The sequence below is a fragment of the Jeotgalibacillus soli genome (assembly GCF_000829435.1).
In the GTDB taxonomy this organism is placed as follows: Bacteria; Bacillota; Bacilli; order Bacillales; family Jeotgalibacillaceae; genus Jeotgalibacillus; species Jeotgalibacillus soli.
On sequence record NZ_JXRP01000012.1, the window covers coordinates 22,113 to 43,099 of the forward strand.

Here is a 20,987-nt window from a genome sequence, read left to right on the forward strand (position 1 = left end):
ATCCGGTATCATTACAAAGGGGTTTATAAAACAGATGGGTATTCAATTGTATATGGAGAAGTTATCTCTCTGGAGAATAATTTTACTATTCTCATTTATGCTCATTATGATGTGCAGCCTCCTGAGCCATAAGAGGAATGGAATAGCCCGCCTTTCGAACCTGAAATAAGAAATGACAAGATATACGCAAGGGGTGCAGGTGACACCAAAGGCCAGTTAATGGCCCATGTGTTAGCGGTCAAATCCCTTCTTGAAGCAAACGGAAAGCTACCTGGTAATGTGAAAAATGGTGTTTGACGGGGAAGAAGAAAGCTTAAGTAAAAACTTCGAACCTTTTGTTAGAAAAATAAGGATTTGTTAAAAGCCGGTTTAGTCTATACATCTGATGGTCCACTCCATAGTGATGGTATACCCATGGTAATGTTAGGATACTGTGAAATGCTGTGTATCAATCGCCGCAGGTTTTCTCACATATTTATAGAAACCCTCTATTAATACAGGCCCGTCAGAAGACCGCATAGATTCCAATATCTGGTGTTAAAGTAAAGTGCCTTGGAATGGTAGAGCCCTCAAGAACTCCTCTTTTGACTTGGAAATTGTACAAATGATCATTCAGGCAATCAGAAAGTCATATGATTGGAACCAATTGTTATGCCAGCCATTGGCGAGACATTTCCAGACTACGTATTTACGAAGATTTTGGGACTGCCTTCTGTCCTAGTGCCATATGCCAACGCAGACGAAGATAACCATTCGCCAAATGATAATATAGGTATAGAATATTTTTTAATGAAATAAAAGCAATATGTCAGGTATTAACCGATTTGAAATCAATTGGTAAATCATGATAAAAAAGTAGAAGGGGGCTTTCAATAAGCCATCTTCTGCTTTTTTAGTTCTGGCTAGCATTCGATGAGTAAAAGATTCCGTGAATTAGATAACACCCTAACTATTTCCAAACCAACCCTAAAAGAACCCTCTTCATACTTATACTTGTATCACAAATAAAAAAATATATAGAAGTTTCCTGAAAAGTTTATTTTTCTAGCTCATCTCCTAAACTTGGCATAGTTCTTGCATCTATATTTGAAAACAAAAGGAGGGATTAAATTGAAGATAGTGTATGTACTTCCTGGACCGATTAGCAGAAATGAACAAGGGCGTCTAGAAATGGAGAGGCGATTAGAAATCCTTCGGTCCTATGCTGCACCAGCTACTATTGTTGATATCGTAGATGTGGAAGAAGGCCCAGCTTCAATCGAATCATTGTATGAAGAGTACTTAAGTATCCCAAGCACTGTGGATTTGATGCTGGAAATGGAGAGAAAAGGTTATGATGCGGCCATATTAGGATGTTATGGTGACCCAGGGCTAGATGCAATCAGAGAAGTGACAGAAAAAATGGTGGTAGTTGGTCCCGGAGAAGCAGGGGTGATGGCTGCTGCTATGTGTGGATACAGATTTTCCATCATAACCGTAACAAACAGCATTGTAAATCCACTGCATCATTTAGTGGAAAAAGCAGGAGTTGGGAAAAAACTTGCTTCCGTTCGTGCTATTGAAACACCGGTTCTTGAGTTGGCAAATGATCGGGAAGGAACAATCCGTAAACTTGTTGAAGAGGGAAGAAAGGCGATTACGGAAGATCGTGCAGATACTCTAGTGTTAGGGTGTATGTCTATGGGGTTTCTTAATGTAGCTGAAGAAATGACAAAGCAATTAGGAGTTCCGGTCATAAATCCAGGAAAAATCTCTTTGAAAATGGCAGAAGCACTTGTTGGTGCCGGAATTAGCCATTCGAAAGTTGCTTATCTGACTCCTCCAAAGCTTTCATTAGGGAAAGTCAATTCCTCAGCTGGACTGTTGGTGAGGAAAGAAAGTTCTACTTCATCCTAATAAAACCTAATCATTATACCAGAAAATAAATTCACCAAAAGAATATTAATAAGGGGGAGAACTCTTTGAGAATTGCCAAGATTGAGGCAAAAGTTATCCGAACACCCTTGAATGTCAGTTTTAAAACATCATACGGAGATTTTCCTTCATATCAATCCCACCTGATTGTACGAATAACAACAGATACTGGGCTAACAGGATTAGGAGAAGCATCAGAGCTGCCATTTTTCACTGGTGAAACAGCAGAAACGATGAAGTTGTTAGTTGAAAAAAATCTTGCACAGGCCATTATTGGAAAACCTATTTATTCCTTAAAAGATCTTCATCATATCATGGGGAATGTCGTTGGCCAGGCAACAGGGGCCAAGTCGGCTATTGATATGGCATTATGGGATCTTCAAGGGAAAAGGCTAAATACCCCAGTGTTTGAATTAATGGGTGGCGAAAATAAAGGGCCAATCCGTGTCGCCTATGTTTTAGGAGACGATTCACCAGAGATTATGTCTAGCCTCGCCAAAGAGATGACGATCAAGGGATTTGATACAATCAAGATTAAAATAGGAAGTGACTTTAGGAAAGACATTGAAGCCGTTGAAGAAATTCGCAAGGCAATCGGTCCTAACGTGCATTTAAGAGTAGATGCCAATCAGGGATATAACGTAAAGACGGCAATTAAGGTAATCAATGAGATCCAGGAATACGATATTGATTATGTCGAACAGCCAGTTCAGGGCTGGGATATTGACGGATTAAAACAAGTAAGAGAGGCTACTTTCATCCCGATTATGGCGGATGAAAGTGCCCACACACTTAAAGATGTTTATCAGCTTGCTAAACATCAAGCGGTCGATCTTATTGGAATCAAACTGATAAAATGCGGAGGAATTACACCTGCTGTCCAAATCGCCCAATTTTCAGAAGCAATTGGTCTGCAATGTGTTTTAATTAGCCCTTGGGATACACTGCTTGCAACAAATGCAAGTCTGCATCTTTCCACTATATTGCCGGGGAATTTTTCCCATGAAATGGTAGGTCCGTATTATTTGAAGGATGATCCTTTTGGAGAATTAGTAGTGAAGGGGGAAATGGAAATCCCTGATGGCAGTGGATTCGGAATACAGGATATATTCGATGATATAACAGAGGTGTAAGAGAAGTGACTAACAGACAGTGGTTTATCGTTATTTTTGTCAGTTTTATTCACTTTCTCGCTTTCTCACACCGTATGGAGGTTGTTCCTTTCCTAGTTGATCTAAAGAATCAGTATGGTGTTGGTTATGCAGAAGCAGGCGGTCTTGTATCTGTTTTTCTACTGGGTTATGCTGTTTTTCAGATTCCAGCTGGTACGCTTGCAGACAGATATTCACCAAGGGGCTTAATCATTATTGGGTTAATCACAATGATGATTTCTTCAATTATATTTTCATTGACTTATTCATTCTATTTGGCTCTAGTACTACGGTTTATTATGGGTGCTTCATCTGCAATGCTTTTTTCGCCAGGGATCAAATTGATATCCACATTTACTCCTAAAGAAAAACGCGGAGTAAGTATTGGCGTATTAGAAGGAGCAGCAGGAATGGGAATGCTGTTAACCTTAACTGTCTTTCCGATCTTTTCTGCACTGATAGACTGGCAATGGTTATATTTGGTTCTCTCGTTTATGCTTTTACCGGTATTGTTTTTGTTCTTAGTGGTTCCCATGAAAGACAACGGTACGGAAGGTAAACAAGAAGAAGACATGAAACCGGGCAGCTTCTCGGAGTTACTCAAAAATAAGAAAATCCAGCGTTTGTTGGGGATTGCTTTTTTTGGTCTATTTGGTCTATATGGTTTCCTCGCATGGATGCCTACCTATTTAGAATCTTCATTGGGGTACACAAAACAAGAAACTGGCTGGGTAATGGCAATCATGATGGTGGCACAAATATTTGCAGCCCCGTTATCCGGCAAGTTTTCTGATTTCCTTGGACAAAGAAAGTCAACTTTACTGATAGGGAGTATCTTAATGGCTGTTAGCTCTTTATGGCTTTTGCTCCTGGATGATTTTTGGATATATATTGTGGCAGTTGTCATAGGAACCGGTATTTCATGGTCAATGGCACCCATGCTTGCACTGGCGACCGAAATCGTGCATGTGAAAATTGCGGGATCCGTTATCAGTATAATGAATACTGTTGGCCAGATAGCTTCGGCTATTTCCGGGTATGTTTATGGAATGCTTTATGATATATTTGGCAATTTCCAAATCATTTGGGCAGTGTGCTTAATTGCTTTTATTTTAAGGATAATATTTACACTTGGTGAACTCGAAAACCATCAGAATAACGAGATAAAATCTAGAGAGCCTAAAGCATCTATGTGAATTTTTTCTTTTGAAAGATTATTGAAAATTAAGAATTTTAATAATCTACGACGGTCAGGCAGATGATACGCTTAAGTATGTAGCTTCTTGCGAAATATTAAGTCTAAGGGGGAAAGAGTAAAAATGAAAAAAGTTTTGATGCTTCTATTAGCCATTTCGTTTCTTTCTGTGAATGCTGTTTCAGCTGAAGAAGCAACACCAATTTTAAAGACTGGCAATATTAATGTTTCTTATGAGGATGCGGTCAATGTAAGGGAAGAAATTACTATAGCAAATGCAGAAACGATTCCCGATGCAAAACTAGAGCACATTGTAACAAAAATTGAAAGTGCAAAACTAGAAAATTTGATTATCACCTCGAATAATAAGCACCTGGAGTACCAAACACAGGAAGGAAATTCTGTAGATAAAATTTATGTGAACCTTCCGGATGAGATTCAAGGGGATTTTACTTATGAAATCTCTTACCAATTACAAAACGTTGAAATAGAAAAAATTCCTATACTTGTTCCAGCGTTTAGTACAGATGGGAATGGAAACGTTATATCACTAAATATAGATCTGCCTGAAGGGATCTATATTCATGAATCATTTCCAATTATTGATTCTGGAGATTCCGGATCTGTAGAAGAGCAGATGATGAATATTCCAAGCTTTGTTGGTCTTGAAACAGGTGCTTCGCCTGCAGGATTTTTTACTACCTCAAATATTTATACTATTTTCGGATTAGCAGTTATTTTGGCCATTATTTTGGCCTGGCTTTTGAATGAAAGAAAAAATAAGGCAGGTGAAGCGGCAAATGTTTAATCTTGGAACTCCTTTTACCTTATTTATTATTTATACAATTGTCTGGATTGCAGGATATTTCATGTGGGCTGTAAAAAGTGAAAAATAAATTCTAGGGAGGGGGAGGGGAATGGGAATGTTTGATGTTAGTACTACATTTTATGTGGTTTTAGTGTTATATTTCGCAGTCATTCTTGGAATAGGCATATGGTCTGGAACCAAAAACAAAGGAACAGAAGATTTTTTGGTGGCTGGAAGATCAATTGGTCCATTAGTAGGAGGGGCCGCATTTGCTGCTACTCAAATGAGTGCAGGTACGTTTGTAGGGACTCTTGGAGTACATTATTTAACTGGTGGAAGCTTCCTTTGGATTTGGTGCGGTCTTTGGTTTGGCTGGCTGGTGGCTGCCACACTTGTTGGGCCAAAATTTCAGGCATTCAAAGGCTTGACTGTTCCTGATTATGTGGGAACAAGATTTAACAGTAAAGCTGCGCGCGCAATATCAGCTTTATTAATCTTAATTGCATATACAGTCTATTTGACAGCGCAGTACCAGGCTGGAGGCAATATTTTCCAAACTCTTTTCGGAATTCCATTTATCTGGGGGGCCGTTATTACTGTAAGTATTACATTGCTATATACAATGATCGGCGGTATGCGTGCGACAGCTTATAGTGATTTTGTTCAAGCAATCATTATGGCTGGATGTTTCTTTGCAGCCCTTCCATTGCTTTTTAATCAGGCAGGAGGAACTGAATTTGTCGGGAGCTTCTTATCTGAATTCAGTCCTAATATGTTAAGCTGGCATTTTGGATTTAAAGAGTTGCTAGGCTTTGGAGCAGCATTTGGGTTTTCCATGGCGGCAGCACCATATGAATTAGCAAGAATGTATACTCTCAAGGATCGTAAAACCGTAAAATTGGCAATTGGATACTCCTTTATTTTCCAGGCGGTAGTTGGAATTTCTGTTGCTGCATCAGGCATGGCTATCCGTTCACTTTATCCGTATATGTCAACACCGGATATTGCATCAACAATCATGGCAATCAATATTCTACCGCCAGTTGTTGGATCACTCATTATATTAGCAATACTTTCAGCGATCATGAGTACAGTTTCTGGAATCATGATGGTATCAGCTTCGGCATTTTCACATGATTTCTATGCAACAATGATAAAGCCGAATGCAACAGAACGGGAAAAAATGAACGTCAACAGGCTGGCCGTTTTAATTTTAGGAATAATCCCTATATTTCTAGCATTAAAAAAGCTCGATATTGTTCAATTTATTGTAATCCTCCAGGCGTCTTTAACAGCCAGTTTTTTCTTTGCAACAGTTATTCTTGGCCTTAACTGGAAAAGAGGAACGGCTGCAGGAGCTATAGCATCAATGATCGGCGGATTCTCTACTGCATTAATCTGGTATTTAATAGGCAACCCATTTGGGCTCAATGAAGTTATTCCGGGAGTATTTGTAAGTTTTCTTTTATTCATTGGGGTTAGTCTTATTACAAAACCAGTTCCAAAAGGATCATTGCAGCCCTTTTTTGAGGATGAAGCTGTTTAGTGGTTATGACTCAGTTGGTTTTGATGCAATCCCCTACCGAACCCTAAAACTATGATTTCGTCAAGAAAGATTAAAATATGAATAAAAAAATTAGAATAGATCTTCATTATCAAATAAAAGAAAGAGGTACAAAGAATGGAAGACATAATCAATAAAATAGTGGAATCTATGAGTGATGAAATTGTAGGATTCTTGCAAAATCTCATTCAGATTCCGAGTGAAAATCCACCAGGGAATTATGAGGAAATATCGATATTTCTTCAGAATGAATTAAATTTATTAGGCTTTGAGACCAAGGTGGTCAATGTACCTGAAGAGGAGACTCATAAAGCGAAGCTGACAACACCTCGCCAGAATGTCATTGCAATAATGAAGGGAGAAGGGGGGGGGAAAAACTTAATCTTTAATTCGCATATTGATACCGTTCCGATTGGCAACGCTGACCTTTGGACATTCCCTCCATTTTCTGGAACGATTGCAGATGGTAAAATTTACGGAAGAGGAGCTACAGATTCAAAAGGAAGGTTAGCTGCGTATATTATGGCAGCTGTTGCCTTGAAGAGGTCCGGGATTTCATTAAAAGGTGATATTATCATTGCAGCCACCTGTGATGAAGAAACAGGTGGCGTATTAGGAGCTGGCTACGTTACGAAACAAAATTTAGTATCTGGCGATATGGTTGTCGTTGAGGGATACAGTAATCACATCGTTCGAGCAATGGCAGGCGTCCTTCAGCTAAGAATAAAATCAACGGGTGTTCCTGCTCATGCGGCTTTTAAATGGAAAGGGAAAAACGCAGTTGAAAAAATGGCAAAAGTCATTCTAGGGCTTACTGATTTACAAAAGCAATTAGAGAATGAGCCTTCAGAGATTGAAGGCATGAGATATACCACGGTTAACGTTGGAATGATCAACGGTGGAACCAAAGTCAACGTGGTGCCAGGCTCATGTGAGATAGAAGTTGATTTTAGAGTCATTCCTGAGCACCCCCTTGTTGAAATTTATAATAGAGTAACGACAATGATAGAAAAGCTTCAGCTTGAAGATCCGGAAATGGATATTCAGGTTGAGAGATTACCAGACTTTCAAACCAACCCAACGGTTACCGAAGAGAATTCATCGTTAATAAAAGAATTGCAATCCGCGATTAAGGAAGTAACGGGAAGAACTCTGCCTGTAGTTGGGATGCTGGGGCAATCCGATACTCGCTGGTTTATAGAGCAAGGCATACCAGGCATCAATTTTGGACCTGGCACGAGTGACAATAATCTACATAGCTATGATGAGTTTATGGAAATTGAAGATCTCATACAGACAACAAAAATATTAGCTGTTCTTGCCAAGAACTATTGCGTGGCTAAGCAGTTTGTTTGAGAGGTTCTCGTACAGTAATAGCAATTGTGTACACAATTGCTATTACTTATAAAGTGGTTCTTTATATCATGGTATTTGCAGTAGGACTTGATTTAATCCCTTTTATAATGCAGCACTTTCTTCAATTGATCCAATTATACAAACTACGTTGTTGAGGTTGTTGGGGCATCCGGAGGGCTTGGATCTGCGCAGGTAGAAATAGCTGTAGCTGCTGGCGTCATAGTGATTGGAACAGCAAATACAGAGGGGAAATGTCAAAAGGCTCGTGAAAAAGGGGCAATTGAGATGTTTGACTCCAAAGATGACTGGGAAACGGAAGTTTTAGTCTGGACAAATAATCAAGGAGTTTTCGTTGATTTTGATGCAGTAGGAGCGCCGACCATTCGCCATAGCTTGCGATGTCTTGAAATTGGTGGCAAATTAGTTCTTTCCGGAGCAACTGCGGGAGATTCACCAGACCTGAGCATAAGGGAAATTTATCAGCGGCACCGTAAAATACTCGGGGTGCCTATGGGGAATTGGGAAGATTTCCTGTAGGTAACTGAACTTATGTGGAAAGGTAGGTTATTCCCGTCCATCCATAGGGTTTATATGTTGGATGAAATTGCTGAAGCTCAGCATGCGTTAGAAGAACGACAGCAGTTTGGAGAAATCGTCATTAAAATGAGCTGAAATGAAGAATTAAATTTACAACAGCCTTTCCATAGGTTGTTTTCTATTTTTTTTGAATATTCTTATTGATTAAACAGTGGAATAACTTTACAATACCCTATATTAAATCTTTTAGGGGGATTAGGTTGCCAAGAATATTAGTACTTACTAAAGATGATCGAACCTTTAAACTGTTCAATGACCAAATTACTGCTTTTTTCCAGGGGGAAGTGACAACCTTATCCAGCAAAGAGCATGAAAATGATGAAGAAGCAGACTTAATTCTTTTATCCAACAAAGAACTTCTACTCGATACATACCCCTCTGATAAAGTTTTAATAGCAAGACGGACGATCAATGTTGCCAGGCTGGAAAAACTTATCTCTTTGCCCCAAGGGAGTGAGTGCCTTGTTATCAACAATTTAGCTGACACTGCATCAGAAACAATAGAATTATTGGAGAACTTTGGTTTTAAGTTTAAGTTCTTTCCTTATTTTCCGGGATTAAAAAAATACCCCAAGATTGATATCGCGATAGTACCTGAAGCCATTGAAATGGTACCTAAAGACATAAAGAATATCATTAATATTGGGCTGAGGCCTTTGGACTTCTCCACTTTAATTGAAATAGCGCTCATATTAAATATTAATATTGATCGAGCGAATATCCAATCTGCAAGGTATATACAGGAAATTATTAGTTTAAGCAGACAGCTTTCATATTCCTTCAACCAAGTTAGCCATCTAAATCAACAACTGGATGCTATCTTAAATACTGTACACGATGGAATTCTGGCTACAGATGCGGGAAAGAACATAATAAAAATCAACAACTCTGCAAAAAAAATCCTCGGAATAAACAGTTCTGAAAAAGAAATACTTGGCAGGAACATTGCTGATATACTGCCAAAGCTATCAATTAACAGTGCAAGTACAAAAGATCAGGTCTCTGGCGAAAATCATGTTATCTCTTTAAATGACAGGAAAATAATTATAAATAAAAGCTCCTTTGAAGTAGAACAAAAAAATATAGGTGAAGTGACTGCATTCCAGGATGTTACAAGAATACAGCAGTTGGAGAGGGAGATTAGAAAAAAAATACAAAGTAAGGGCTTTTCTCCAAAATATTCAGTTGGTGATATCATAGGGCAAAGTCCAAAAATTAGAGATATCCAGCTTGTTATGCATAAAATAGCGAAAACGGATAGAACAGTCTTAATTTTGGGTGAAAATGGTACTGGCAAAGAATTATTTGCTCATTCAGTTCATCAGCTTTCGTTACGGAAAAATGGTCCTTTTATTCCTGTCAATTTTGCCGGCTTGCCCGATTCATTGGCAGAAAGTGAGTTGTTCGGGTATGAAGAAGGTACTTTTACTGGAGCAGTAAGGGGGGGCAAACAAGGACTTTTTGAATTAGCTCATAATGGGACGATTTTCCTTGACGAAATTGGTGATGCTCCTAAAAGCCTGCAAACATTGCTTTTGAGAGTGTTACAGGAAAAGCAGGTAATGAGAGTTGGAGGAAGGAGTATTATTCCAGTAGATGTGCGAGTAATTGCTGCAACCAATAAGGATTTAAAGAAGCAGGTCGAGGAAGGAAGCTTTCGAGAGGATTTATATTATCGCTTGTTCGTACTTCCATTACGCATACCATCGCTTAAAGAAAGAAGAGAAGATATACCTGATTTAATAAATCACTTTATCAGAAATTTCTCTTCTGCTATACCCGTTATAACCAGTGAAGTAATGGATACTCTGATTTACTATGATTGGCCTGGAAACGTAAGAGAGTTGGTGAGTGTTGTTCAATACATGACAACCGTTATGGAAAACAACATAGTTACAATGGAAGATTTGCCTGAGCAATTCAGGTATGAGGAAAAGCCACCTCCGGAATCGGACGAGCTTGTGGTTCGATTGGTAAAAGAATGGGATTTGGTAGATTTTTATACAATACTTACCTGTCTGCTTGAAGCGAAAAATGAGCGGAAAAGTATTGGAAGAGGTAAAATCGTTTCTTACTGTTCTGATAAAGGAATACTTCTAAGTGACCAACAGGTTCGGCACAGAATGGAAATATTAAGAGATTTAGGATTAATTTATTCTGGAACAAAAGGACAAGGGAGCAGAATATCTCAATTGGGCTTAAGTACATATCCAATAATCGAGAAGACAATGAGACAAAATGAGTTATATTTTCAATTGTAGGTTGTGGGCTGTCCTTATAGGCAGCCTTTTTCATCCTAAACAACCCTAATGACAGGGTATTTGTTTAAAAAAAGTCCCATATTTTTTATTCTATAGATTGAAAAAGTTGGCACACAACTTGCATAAATAATTAATGAGAAACAATTGTATTAGAAAGGGGAAAATAAAAATGACAAATGCAACAACTAATGCCCTGGAGAAAATTTTGCTTGATGAAATTAGTACTGAAGTGCCCCAAGCAGTTCTTGAAAGATTCAGTACATTGGTGCGTGAGTCTGGTAGTGAGGATGAAAAAATTGCAGCACGATTTTTAACAGATTATCTGGATAATTGGGGGGTACCACATAAGGTTCATCAGCCTGATTTATATTTGAGTGTTCCCAAAAGTGCCCAATTAAAAGTGACATCACCAATTGAAAAAGAATTCCGCGTCAAAACGCCGGCTTTTTCTGTTATAACGGGAGATCAAGCCGTTAGTGGGGAGCTAGTCTATATATCTACTGGTTACGCCAAAGGAATTAATGATATTTTCGGAACAAAAGTACCAGAAAATATCGGGAATATGGAAGGGAAAATTATCCTTACTGAAGGATATCCTATGCCAGGAAAAGTTCAAGAATTTGCTGAAATGGGTGTAAATGCAATGATTTTTATCAGCCCGGGAAATAATATTCACGAGGGGATTTGTACAACCATCTGGGGAGCGCCTGACTTGGATAATATGAATAATGAACCGAAAATTCCGGTGCTCGCAATTAATAAACCCGATGGAGAAGAACTTAAGAATCTAAGCAAAAATGATAAAGTGACTCTTGAATTTAAAACTTTTCTAGAGAAGGGTTGGTTCACCTGTCCAGTTATTGATATTTTTATTGAAGGAACGGAAGAACCAGAAAAATATGTACTTCTGCATGGCCATATCGATTCCTGGCATGAAGGTATCGGTGATAATGCAACAGGAAATGCTTCCTTGCTTGAAATGGCCCGTATTTTTTACAAGCACAGGGACAAGTTAAAGAGGAGTATTCGTATAGCTGTTTGGCCGGGCCATTCAACTGGAAGATATGCAGGTTCGACTTGGTTCGTTGACCAATTCGGGTTAGATTTAGACAAGAACTGTATCGCTCAGGTTAACTGTGATTCTCCTGGGTGCCGTTGGGCCACTTCCTATGAATATATGATGTGGATGAGTGAGGTAGATGAATTTTGTTCTAGTGTAGTAAAGGATGCAGTTGATCAGCCTGCTAAAGGTACAAGACCTCTTCGTGCGGGAGATTACTCCTTCAATAATATTGGGATTACGTCATTCTTCATGCTTTCTTCCAGTATTCCAGAAGATGTTCTAAAGGAAAAGGGCTACTATCCTGTTGGAGGATGCGGGGCAAACATTGAGTGGCATACTGAAGAAGATTTAATGCATGTGGCCGATATGGACATTCTTGTTAAGGATCTGAAAGTATACATTACAGGTGTTCTACGCGCAGCAAATACGACTGTTCATCCATTTAATTTTGTTGGCACGGCTGAGGAATTTGACAAAACAATTAGAGCTTATCAAGACGCTGCTAGTGAACATTTTGACTTTACTCCGGCATTAGAGGAAACTGCAGCACTACGCCAGGATTTAATATCTTTCTATGAAAAAGTAGATATACTGAAAGATCAGGGAATTTCTGAACCGGAAGTAAAGAAAGTAAACGAAATTATAGAGAAACTGGCAAGGATTATGATTCCAATTAATTTCGCTAAGAAAGGAAAGTTTTGGCATGATTCTGCCTTAAATGTGCCTGCTCTTCCGGATATTGCTCCGGCTCTGAACTTTAATCAATTGCAGGAAGGCTCACATGAATACAGAGTTTTAAGAACACATTTAACCCGTGGCCAAAATCGCGTCATCTGGGCGCTGCAGCAAGCACGTGAATTACTAGTTTAAAAGAAATAACTTTAAGAGTGCCAGCATTATGCCAGCACTCCTTTTTTAAGTCTGAGAAAGAACTGTTAACTGTTAGACAGCCAGTTTTCTAATAGAGTAAAATGGATGATGGTATTGTAATTTACTCATCTTGTGCCAATGTGATGATCCAATGCTGAAAATCGTTAAAGGATTTTCTTTCCTCTTCTATAAAAACTCACAAAGATGCAATTGAAAATCATAGTTTTGTTATTTAGTGTATGTATTACTTCAGGATCTGTAAATGCATATAATTCTGACTGATCACTTTTATCTAAAGATTCATTTCATGCATCTGTAAGGTTTTTTGTTCAATCTAATAAAAATCTAAGTATTTCTTTCCTTCTATGAAAGTTGAATCCCGCTGTTATTTCTTATAAAAAATTTAGTTTATCTTTTGCGTTCATGGGACACTAGGCTATGTAAGCCCGAGTGAATACAAACAGTCGTCCTTTGAAAAAGTTGTCTAATTTAGTGTTGACAATCCATATTAGGTGTTGTAAATTTTGCCTTTTGTAATATAAGATTAATCATCCTATTGAGTTAATTCTTCCATAATAAACTTGATCTTCGTATTCATTTTCTTTCCTCACATGGTCAATTAATATCCCTTCTTTTTTCATGCCTAACTTTTGCAAAACTCTTCCTGAAGCTGGATTTGAATGAAAGTAACGAGCAAATATTTTATGATATTGGTTTTCATCAAATGCAAATTGTAATATCGCTTGTGCTGCTTATGTAGCATATCCATTTCCCAAAAATTCTTCACCAATCCATTGACATAAGTCCAAATTACTTCCAAAAGTTATACTTTTCAATCCTCAATTACTAACCGCATCACAAAATGCTTATTATACTTTTATATAAAAAATGCAATACAGAAAATGGTTTGATCCATATAAAGCGTCATTGCTGCTGCTAAGCTTTCTGGTTTATACGTTCTAAGGGCAACTAACTCTGAAACGACTGCAACTTTAAATGGGATGAAGTCGCTGAAAAACCGTGGGAGGAACACCAAGCGATCGTCCCCATGGAACGGTATTTAGACAACCTGAAAAAAATTATAACGGATATCCATCAGAATGATATTACTCCAATCATACTCACTCTGTCCCATTGGACCCGGTCTGCTATTATAAAAGCATATCCGAGAGATATAGCCCTGCTATTAGCCACTGGATCAGTAAGGTGGGAGGTATAGAACATTGGCATGGCCTTTATAATCGCATCTTAAATAGTCTTGTAGACGAATTAAACGTAATGAAAATGGACGTCAGGGCAGCTTTCAAGCAAGCAGGTGATCTGGAGGATTTGATCAGTGATGATGGCATCCACCTTACAGCGGAAGGCTATAAAGCTCTTAGTATGGAAATATATCAGAATCTTACACAATGGACAAAGATCGAAAAGGTACAACACATTTAAGTGTTGTGTCATTTTTTTTTAACCCGATTTTCATGCAGAATTGAGGAATGTCTTTCAGAGGCACCATTATATGCGGTAAATAATCAAGAATAGGCTTTGGTATATCAGGTATTATATTATTTATTTTTTTAAAATCAGAAAAATTTCTAAACCTATTATCACTCCCACTATTTTCTTGTTTTCACCTACCAGTTGTAGTTCTTAGTTATCAGGGAGAAGAAATTCCTTTGTTTCTGCCTCAGATGTATTTTCTTTGTACTTTATTGATTGTGAAATATGATAATTATCACCATTGTTTTAAAGAATAAACTCACTAATCTAACAATTTAAAAACATCTTGTATCGAGAACGCTTACAATAATACAATTAATTGTGAAAAATTTCACAAAAAATAACAAATAAAATTTTATCAGGATGGTGTACAGTTTGGAAGGTTCAACAATACAAAAATTAGTAGATACGGCCGTTAATAAAAGAGACTTGCTTGTTCAGCAGCCCAGTCACTATATGGTTCGAGCAATGCTTGCGGGAATGTATATCGGGATGGCGGTGGTTATGGCTTTTAGACTTGCCCAGCCTTTTTATGAGGCCGGTTCACCTGCAACGTATATGATTAATGCTATCTTTTTTGGTGTGGCTTTTTGTATGATTATATATGGTAAAACAGAATTGTTTACCTCAAACACGATGTTCATGACTGTTGGAGCGATGAAAAAGGCGACATCGTTTATGGATACGCTCCGTGTTTGGGGAGCTTGCTACGCAGGTAATTTAATAGGGATTCTCTTTTTTACGTGGCTAATCATGATGACGGGTCTTTTTGCTGCGATTAATCCGAGTGAATCCTATTTAATTAAAGCAGCTGAAACAAAAATGAATTTACCTTACTCAGAAATGTTCTTTCGTGCTGTACTTGCAAACTGGATTGTTTGTTTAGCAGTATGGATTCCGCTGCAGGTTAAAGATGATATCGCAAAAATTGCGTTAATGATCTTATTTGTCTTTACCTTCTTTATTTCTGGTTATGAACACAGCATTGCAAATATGTCGTTGTTCGCAATCGCTCTTACATCACCGCATACTGCGCTAATTACTATACAGGCAGCTATTGAAAATCTTGTCATCGTAACACTCGGAAACATTATCGGCGGAGCCTTCTTCGTTGGCGCCCTTTACACCTACTTGAACACAGCAAAAAAAGAAATGCCCCATAAGGAATCGGTTTCGGCGAAAACCACAGCTCAAAAAACTTTGTAGCACTCCTTGCACTCAATTTGACATTCAAAAAAACAAAACTGTATTGAATAACCGTACAGTTTTGTTTAAGAAAGAAATACCCCCCTTTAATAAAAAATAATGGACTTAGGTCAATATTTTACACACAAAAAAGTTAACTTGTTAAGCCGATTGATTTAGCTGATCTTCGACTTCCCGCGGGGTTCGGAACTGAAGCTGACGATGAATTCTACCAGCCCTCAATAATCTGGAATAAGGCAAGCGCGGCTGAATCATCATCTAAATACGTTTTGTGATGCACATCTTCTTTTGTTAAAAAAGATGCTGTGCGAATGACGTATAATAGTAATCTTTATGTGAGATAGTCTTTTAAATATTTTGCAGGAAACATTCTTTTTTTAGCGAATTATATGCTAAAAGGGGAATGATAAAATGCCTGAAGTTTATAGTGATTTCAGAAAGTTACTACTAACAAATAGTAGTCCGGCATATAGCCCATTTTATAAACTGATTAAAAGCGTTGGGAAATTTTATGAAGAGGATGAAATTATTTATTCTTATGGTAACACTAGTGTTGCATTAAAGAAAATGTATAAATCACGCTTTGCGATCGAATTGTTTTTCAATTGGATAAAGCAGCCTCTCAACATCAAAAAGTTCTACGGTCAAAGTGAATGGGCGATTCAAAATCAAGTGTTTATCGTACTCATTGTTTTTTGCCTCCACGTGCTCGTTCAACTTGAGACAAAAAGCAAGCGCAAAACCTTACAAATAGCCGTTATCTAAGGGCTGCTTTGTGGGAGCCGGCACATATTTGGCTTCGGAAAATTGAAGGAAAAGCCATTCCTTAATAAACAAATTGTCGTCGTTTATGCATAATTGTAAATACAATCCAAATGGATAGAGCCACCTTTATTGGGTATTTACCTTTGACAGAAGATTCAGTCATTATGTAAAAAAGCACGCTCAATTTAACGTGCTAAAATAAAAATATTTCAACGCTATATTTTACTCAACTGGTCACAGATCTATACTGTTTTACTCTTTTAATGCCTAGTAAAATTGAAATTACTTCAGGTTAAGCCCAATCATTATTAAGAACAATTTCTGTGTGTTTGAATTGGTCCATGATATGGAAAATGCTAATCCTGAGATTGCTCCTTTACTCGCAAGTGAAACTCCTAAAGAAATCTTTTTCTTTAGATTTTGATCCCTCACTTCAGACATCCCACTTATAATTATTCCTCCAAGAGCTCTATCCGCACAATTCAGCAAATACTCTAATACAATAGAGCCGCCTGTTGAATACCCGGATATGAATGCTTTTTTTATTTTTGGCTCTGTTATTGTTTAATGTTGATATTTGATACCTTGGGTTAAACGTTATGTTGAACCTTCTTCCTCTGTCGGTGGTCGTCTAATTAACGAAATGCGAGAAACTCGCTTTAAGGAAGGGTTTGTATGCTCTCATTGTGCGTCTGGAGACGTAGTTATGTTTGGAAAATATAATGGTCGCCAACGTTATCGTTGTAAGTGTTGCAGTCAGACATTTACTGATACAACAAATACTGTTTTATACCGAACACGAAAAGGTAACGAGTGGATTACATTTGTTGATCGTATGTTTAAAGGTTATTCCCTACGAAAATCCGCCGAAATCGTATGGGTTACTTGGGTTACACTTTTTTTATTGGAGACACAAACTATTAAGTGCCTTAAAACAATTGGATTTTGAGCAATTCGAAGGTATTTTTGAAGTTGACGAGACTTATTTCTTGTACTCCGAAAAAGGTAAGCGTGGCATTTCTGACAGCAAACCTCGTAAGCGTGGGGGAAAATCAAAACATAGAGGTATTAGCCACGAACAGGTGAACTAAAGCAACCGTCTCCAAAGTTGCTTGTATGGGTCGAGTTGTGAAAACTAAGGTTGATAATATAATTGGGTCTAAACTTTCAACAGAAAATGTGCTTGTAACAGACGCTTGGAGAGCTTACAAAACCTATGCAAAAGAAAAGGGAATAGCGCATTATCGAATTAAATCGAATGATGGGAAGCACGTTATTAAAGGTTTGTACCACATTCAGAATGTAAATGGGCTACATTCTCGTATGAAACAGTGGTTAGACCGCTTTAAAGGTGTGGCTACAAAATATCTCGATAATTACCTTTCTTGGTTTTTGTTCATTGATAGTCGTAGTAGTGAAAGTATAAAACACAATATCAAAGAATTCTTGTTAGCATCATTTGTATTTGAAATTACAGATACTTATGATAGTTTGCGTCTATCAAAGTTTAGTGTGTAACACTTGTTATTTCAACGAATGAAAAATATGGGGGGAATATAATGAAATATATTTATGCTTTTGAAGGTATAGAATAATATGAAAAACATCAGGATACGATACAACTATTTAATGAGAAATTGAAGGAATACCAACAGGTACTCGAAAACGAATATGCTTTGAGGGATTTGCCATAGGGAATTTTATGGACTAATGAAGAATTAGCCACTACTGTGTTCTCTGAAATACCTATTCCTGCCTATACAAATAAAAGTTTGATATATATGTCGCCAGATATAGTAACGTGGAGAAATATCCTTGTAAAACAATTAGACGGCAAAGAACTTCCAGATGTTCGAAAGTTTTACGAGAATTTTTCCGAGAACCAAGTATTTATCATATTAGCACACGAACTAACACACCATTCAGATTTATTTTTAGATGAGTTTGAAGACGAAAGAGAAAATAGTATTTGCTTCGAGGAAGGAATATGTTTTTATCTACCTCGAAAAATACTATTAAGCGAGAAAGAATTTAATGAAATAACTTTTACAGAAATGAAATTAGTAGAAATCTTGGAAGATAAATACGGAAAACATTCAGTAGATAACTTTGGTAGTAGTTCATATCAATGTAATTTATCAAGTATTATGTTTGATTATTGGCGAAGTTATATCGCTGTGAAGCATTTAATAGAAGTTCGTGCGAACAATAATCCGAATGCTGTGTTTAAGGAGTATCATAATTGGCATAATGAAGGTCGAAAAGTACCTTTAACACAGTATTTTGGATTAAACTCCTTCTTTGATTAACATATTAAAAATTTATTAAAATTAACGAAAACCTTCGTAGCATTGGTTTCCGTTAATTTTGAAAAAAACAACATTATAATTTAACAGAGCCTAATATTAAAGCCCTTTGGCTGAGGGCTTATTTTTGTTTTGAGAAATTCAAGGTCCAAACATAACACACTGCATCAAATAACTTTCTTCAAAAGCATTTCTACGTAATTCCTCACTCTCATAAAACATATCACTAAAAACATCCAACATCATTAAGACTTCAGTGTGTTTCTTTAATTGGTCTATCGTCGATAAAAAGCTAAACATGTCTCCGTTTTTATTCGTTACATGCAGGTAAACATTACTTATAGTATATAATCCTTCATTGTACAAAAATTCATAGGTTACTTTAACCGAACAAAAATTAAAATGTGTTTGGATTTTTTTCTGCAATGGCATAGTTTTGCGGATGACTGTTTTGAAAATAGTTGAATTCCCTTGGGGATCTCTCCTATCAGTGGATTATTGTGATTTGTGCATTAGACGAGACCAACGTAGAATTTAGATAAGTTTTTGTTGCAGAGGTAAGGGTATAATGGATCAGTTACAATATACCTAATTATCTGATAATTATCAATGATATTATTAATTTTTTACAATTGGACGGAAAGTGTAAAGGATAATATGAGCCCCTTTCAATTTCAACAATTGGGCCAGATTGTGGAATTACTTCTTCAAATAGAATTGGATAAAAATAAGTGAGATTGTGAAGATTTATACTTAAACTAACGCGGCAGTTTGTTAAAGAAGATGTTACTATCATAGATATAAGGAGGAGAGAAAAGTGATTCCGACATTAGAGACAAAAAGATTGTTATTAAGAGAAATCTCAAAAGAAGATGCTGGCAGTATATTCTCTTGCTTTTCCAAGGAAGATGTTACACGATATTATGGACAAGAAACATTGAATAATATTGAACAAGCTGAAGCTTTTGTTGATTTTTTTTTAAATAGTTATAAGGATAAAAGAGGAGTACGTTGGGGAATTAAGTTAAAGGGACATCAAGGGATAATTGGGACTATTGGCTTTAATGCTTGGTCTCCAAAACACAAACGAGCAGAAATAGGATATGAAATACATCCTGAACACTGGAGAAAGGGCTATACCTTCGAAGCTGTATCTAGAATTATACAATATGGTTTTGATGAATTTGGTCTTACTCGTATAGGGGCAGTTGTGTTTATGGAAAATGAAGCATCTATTAAATTGCTAACTAAAGCTGGATTTGAAAAAGAGGGTATTCTAAGGGATTATATGTATCAAAATGGAGAGGCAAACGATACATATGTTTATTCAATCCTTAAAGATAATAGATAGCACTTGCAAGGTGAAAGTTTGTGAATAAATGTACTTAAAGTAACGGGGGCGTTAGCTGAAGATCGGAGCTGTCTTTAAGGCAGCTTTTTCTTATGGAACTAACGAAGCAGGTTAGTTGAAGAAGATATTTATACCGAGTATGAATAATGATAGATAAAAATTAAGTGATCTTCCTTATAGCTTTATGTGTTTTCCACTAACTGAGTAGTATAAAGTACCAAAGAATGATATGATTTTAGATGGCCGTTAACCATTATAGCTGTGGAGGGGAAAAAAATGAAAAATAAGTTCTCTAATCTATGTAAAGAGAGCCATGGTGCCCATATTTTTTATTATGTGACCGAGGAAGAAACCTATTTAAATAATATTGTTTCCTATATTGGTTCTGGTATTGAACAAGGAGATCACATTTTGTTGATAGAAAGTGAAAGATTACTTACCTTGTTAACACAGAAATTAACAGCAGTTTTAACCCCAGAAGAGCTTACACATTTACATACCATTAATAACTTCGACTACTACTTTTCAAGTGGAAGTTTTCATCCTCCCGCAATTTTCGAATATCTCTCTAAAACGTTAAAACCTTTCGTTGAAAATGATATTTCATATCGTATTTGGGCCCATGTCGAATGGAGCGAAAAAGAAGCAATTCTTAACTTATTAGAAGAATTTGAAAAAGAAGCGGACAGATTGGTGAATGATCAGGAATTATGTTTAGTCTGTGCTTATGATGCAGTAAGAGTACCAGACTCACTAAAAACTGCATTATTGAAATGTCATAAATACTTCCTGACAGAGGATGAAATTATCCCTTCTAAGTTATATGAGAATAATTTAGTTAACAACAAATAATGAGATTCTACTTATTGTTTTTATCATTTAACTACTTTTTCATGGTCAAGTAAAGGATGCTTGAGTTGAAATTCGGAGCTGCTCTTTTAGGCGGCTTTTTCTTGTTGAACTAAAGAGGCAGGTTAGTTGAAGAAGGAAATGTTTTTCAATGCTTGATTAACTTAAAGGAGGATGAATATGGTTAAGTACCACAGACCAAGAAAAATATTTTTAGATTTAGCAGTAACTTTAGAT

The 20,987-nt window shown here is 37.0% G+C and carries 17 protein-coding genes and 3 pseudogenes; 19 read left to right on the forward strand and 1 reads right to left on the reverse strand.

Annotated features, from left to right (window positions below; all coding sequences use genetic code 11):
• Window positions 1-180: 180 nt before the first annotated feature.
• From KP78_RS21180 to KP78_RS07375, 12 genes and pseudogenes are all read left to right on the forward strand, one after another.
• On the forward strand, window positions 181-297 hold the full coding sequence (locus tag KP78_RS21180) for a M20/M25/M40 family metallo-hydrolase (protein WP_422723698.1): 117 nt from the start codon (window positions 181-183) through the stop codon (window positions 295-297).
• 339 nt (window positions 298-636) lie between these two features.
• Window positions 637-798, forward strand: a complete 162-nt coding sequence (locus tag KP78_RS19985; protein WP_157841462.1) for a hypothetical protein — start codon at window positions 637-639, stop codon at window positions 796-798.
• A 321-nt stretch (window positions 799-1,119) separates the two neighbouring features.
• The gene (locus KP78_RS07335) at window positions 1,120-1,896 is read left to right on the forward strand and encodes an aspartate/glutamate racemase family protein (protein WP_235420873.1); all 777 of its coding nucleotides are present in this window, start codon (window positions 1,120-1,122) and stop codon (window positions 1,894-1,896) included.
• Between the two features lie 65 nt (window positions 1,897-1,961).
• On the forward strand, window positions 1,962-3,047 hold the full coding sequence (locus KP78_RS07340; RefSeq protein WP_052474688.1) for a mandelate racemase/muconate lactonizing enzyme family protein: 1,086 nt from the start codon (window positions 1,962-1,964) through the stop codon (window positions 3,045-3,047).
• Window positions 3,048-3,052: 5 nt separating this feature from the next.
• The gene (locus tag KP78_RS07345; protein WP_041087699.1) at window positions 3,053-4,261 is read left to right on the forward strand and encodes an MFS transporter; all 1,209 of its coding nucleotides are present in this window, start codon (window positions 3,053-3,055) and stop codon (window positions 4,259-4,261) included.
• Between the two features lie 123 nt (window positions 4,262-4,384).
• On the forward strand, window positions 4,385-5,068 hold the full coding sequence (locus tag KP78_RS07350) for a hypothetical protein (protein ID WP_041087701.1): 684 nt from the start codon (window positions 4,385-4,387) through the stop codon (window positions 5,066-5,068).
• Between the two features lie 109 nt (window positions 5,069-5,177).
• Window positions 5,178-6,614: a sodium/proline symporter gene (locus KP78_RS07355; protein WP_041087703.1), complete on the forward strand. Its 1,437-nt coding sequence runs from the start codon at window positions 5,178-5,180 to the stop codon at window positions 6,612-6,614.
• Window positions 6,615-6,749: 135 nt separating this feature from the next.
• Window positions 6,750-7,988, forward strand: a complete 1,239-nt coding sequence (locus tag KP78_RS07360; RefSeq protein WP_041087705.1) for a M20 family metallopeptidase — start codon at window positions 6,750-6,752, stop codon at window positions 7,986-7,988.
• Between the two features lie 186 nt (window positions 7,989-8,174).
• A pseudogene (locus KP78_RS07365) lies at window positions 8,175-8,525 on the forward strand (zinc-binding dehydrogenase); the annotation flags it as partial.
• A gap of 12 nt (window positions 8,526-8,537) precedes the next feature.
• The gene (locus KP78_RS20940; RefSeq protein WP_268747509.1) at window positions 8,538-8,660 is read left to right on the forward strand and encodes a hypothetical protein; all 123 of its coding nucleotides are present in this window, start codon (window positions 8,538-8,540) and stop codon (window positions 8,658-8,660) included.
• A 65-nt stretch (window positions 8,661-8,725) separates the two neighbouring features.
• Window positions 8,726-10,846, forward strand: coding sequence for a sigma-54 interaction domain-containing protein (locus tag KP78_RS07370; RefSeq protein ID WP_131272609.1), 2,121 nt, complete (start codon window positions 8,726-8,728; stop codon window positions 10,844-10,846).
• Window positions 10,847-11,015: 169 nt separating this feature from the next.
• Complete coding sequence (locus tag KP78_RS07375) at window positions 11,016-12,779, forward strand: M28 family peptidase (RefSeq protein ID WP_041087708.1); 1,764 nt, start codon at window positions 11,016-11,018, stop codon at window positions 12,777-12,779.
• 548 nt (window positions 12,780-13,327) lie between these two features.
• Here the strand turns inward: KP78_RS07375 and KP78_RS19070 are convergent.
• Window positions 13,328-13,519 carry a GNAT family N-acetyltransferase gene (locus KP78_RS19070; RefSeq protein ID WP_327063167.1) on the reverse strand — a complete coding sequence of 64 codons (192 nt, stop codon included), beginning with the start codon at window positions 13,517-13,519 and terminating at the stop codon, window positions 13,328-13,330.
• A 466-nt stretch (window positions 13,520-13,985) separates the two neighbouring features.
• On the opposite strand from KP78_RS19070, the gene KP78_RS20380 reads away from it, so the two are divergent.
• The 7 genes and pseudogenes from KP78_RS20380 (at window position 13,986) to KP78_RS07420 (ending at window position 20,753) form a co-directional block, all read left to right on the forward strand.
• Window positions 13,986-14,222 carry an SGNH/GDSL hydrolase family protein gene (locus KP78_RS20380; protein WP_052474690.1) on the forward strand — a complete coding sequence of 79 codons (237 nt, stop codon included), beginning with the start codon at window positions 13,986-13,988 and terminating at the stop codon, window positions 14,220-14,222.
• 426 nt (window positions 14,223-14,648) lie between these two features.
• Window positions 14,649-15,479: a formate/nitrite transporter family protein gene (locus KP78_RS07390; RefSeq protein WP_041087710.1), complete on the forward strand. Its 831-nt coding sequence runs from the start codon at window positions 14,649-14,651 to the stop codon at window positions 15,477-15,479.
• A 558-nt stretch (window positions 15,480-16,037) separates the two neighbouring features.
• Window positions 16,038-16,309, forward strand: a pseudogene (locus tag KP78_RS19555) (transposase); the annotation flags it as partial.
• A gap of 521 nt (window positions 16,310-16,830) precedes the next feature.
• A pseudogene (locus KP78_RS07400) lies at window positions 16,831-17,762 on the forward strand (IS1595 family transposase); the annotation flags it as partial.
• Window positions 17,763-17,974: 212 nt separating this feature from the next.
• A complete protein-coding gene (locus tag KP78_RS07405; protein WP_235420871.1) occupies window positions 17,975-18,553 on the forward strand; it encodes a hypothetical protein in 579 nt (192 codons plus the stop codon).
• 814 nt (window positions 18,554-19,367) lie between these two features.
• Window positions 19,368-19,901, forward strand: a complete 534-nt coding sequence (locus KP78_RS07415) for a GNAT family N-acetyltransferase (protein WP_041087713.1) — start codon at window positions 19,368-19,370, stop codon at window positions 19,899-19,901.
• A gap of 276 nt (window positions 19,902-20,177) precedes the next feature.
• Window positions 20,178-20,753: an MEDS domain-containing protein gene (locus tag KP78_RS07420; RefSeq protein ID WP_041087714.1), complete on the forward strand. Its 576-nt coding sequence runs from the start codon at window positions 20,178-20,180 to the stop codon at window positions 20,751-20,753.
• Window positions 20,754-20,987 lie beyond the last annotated feature (234 nt).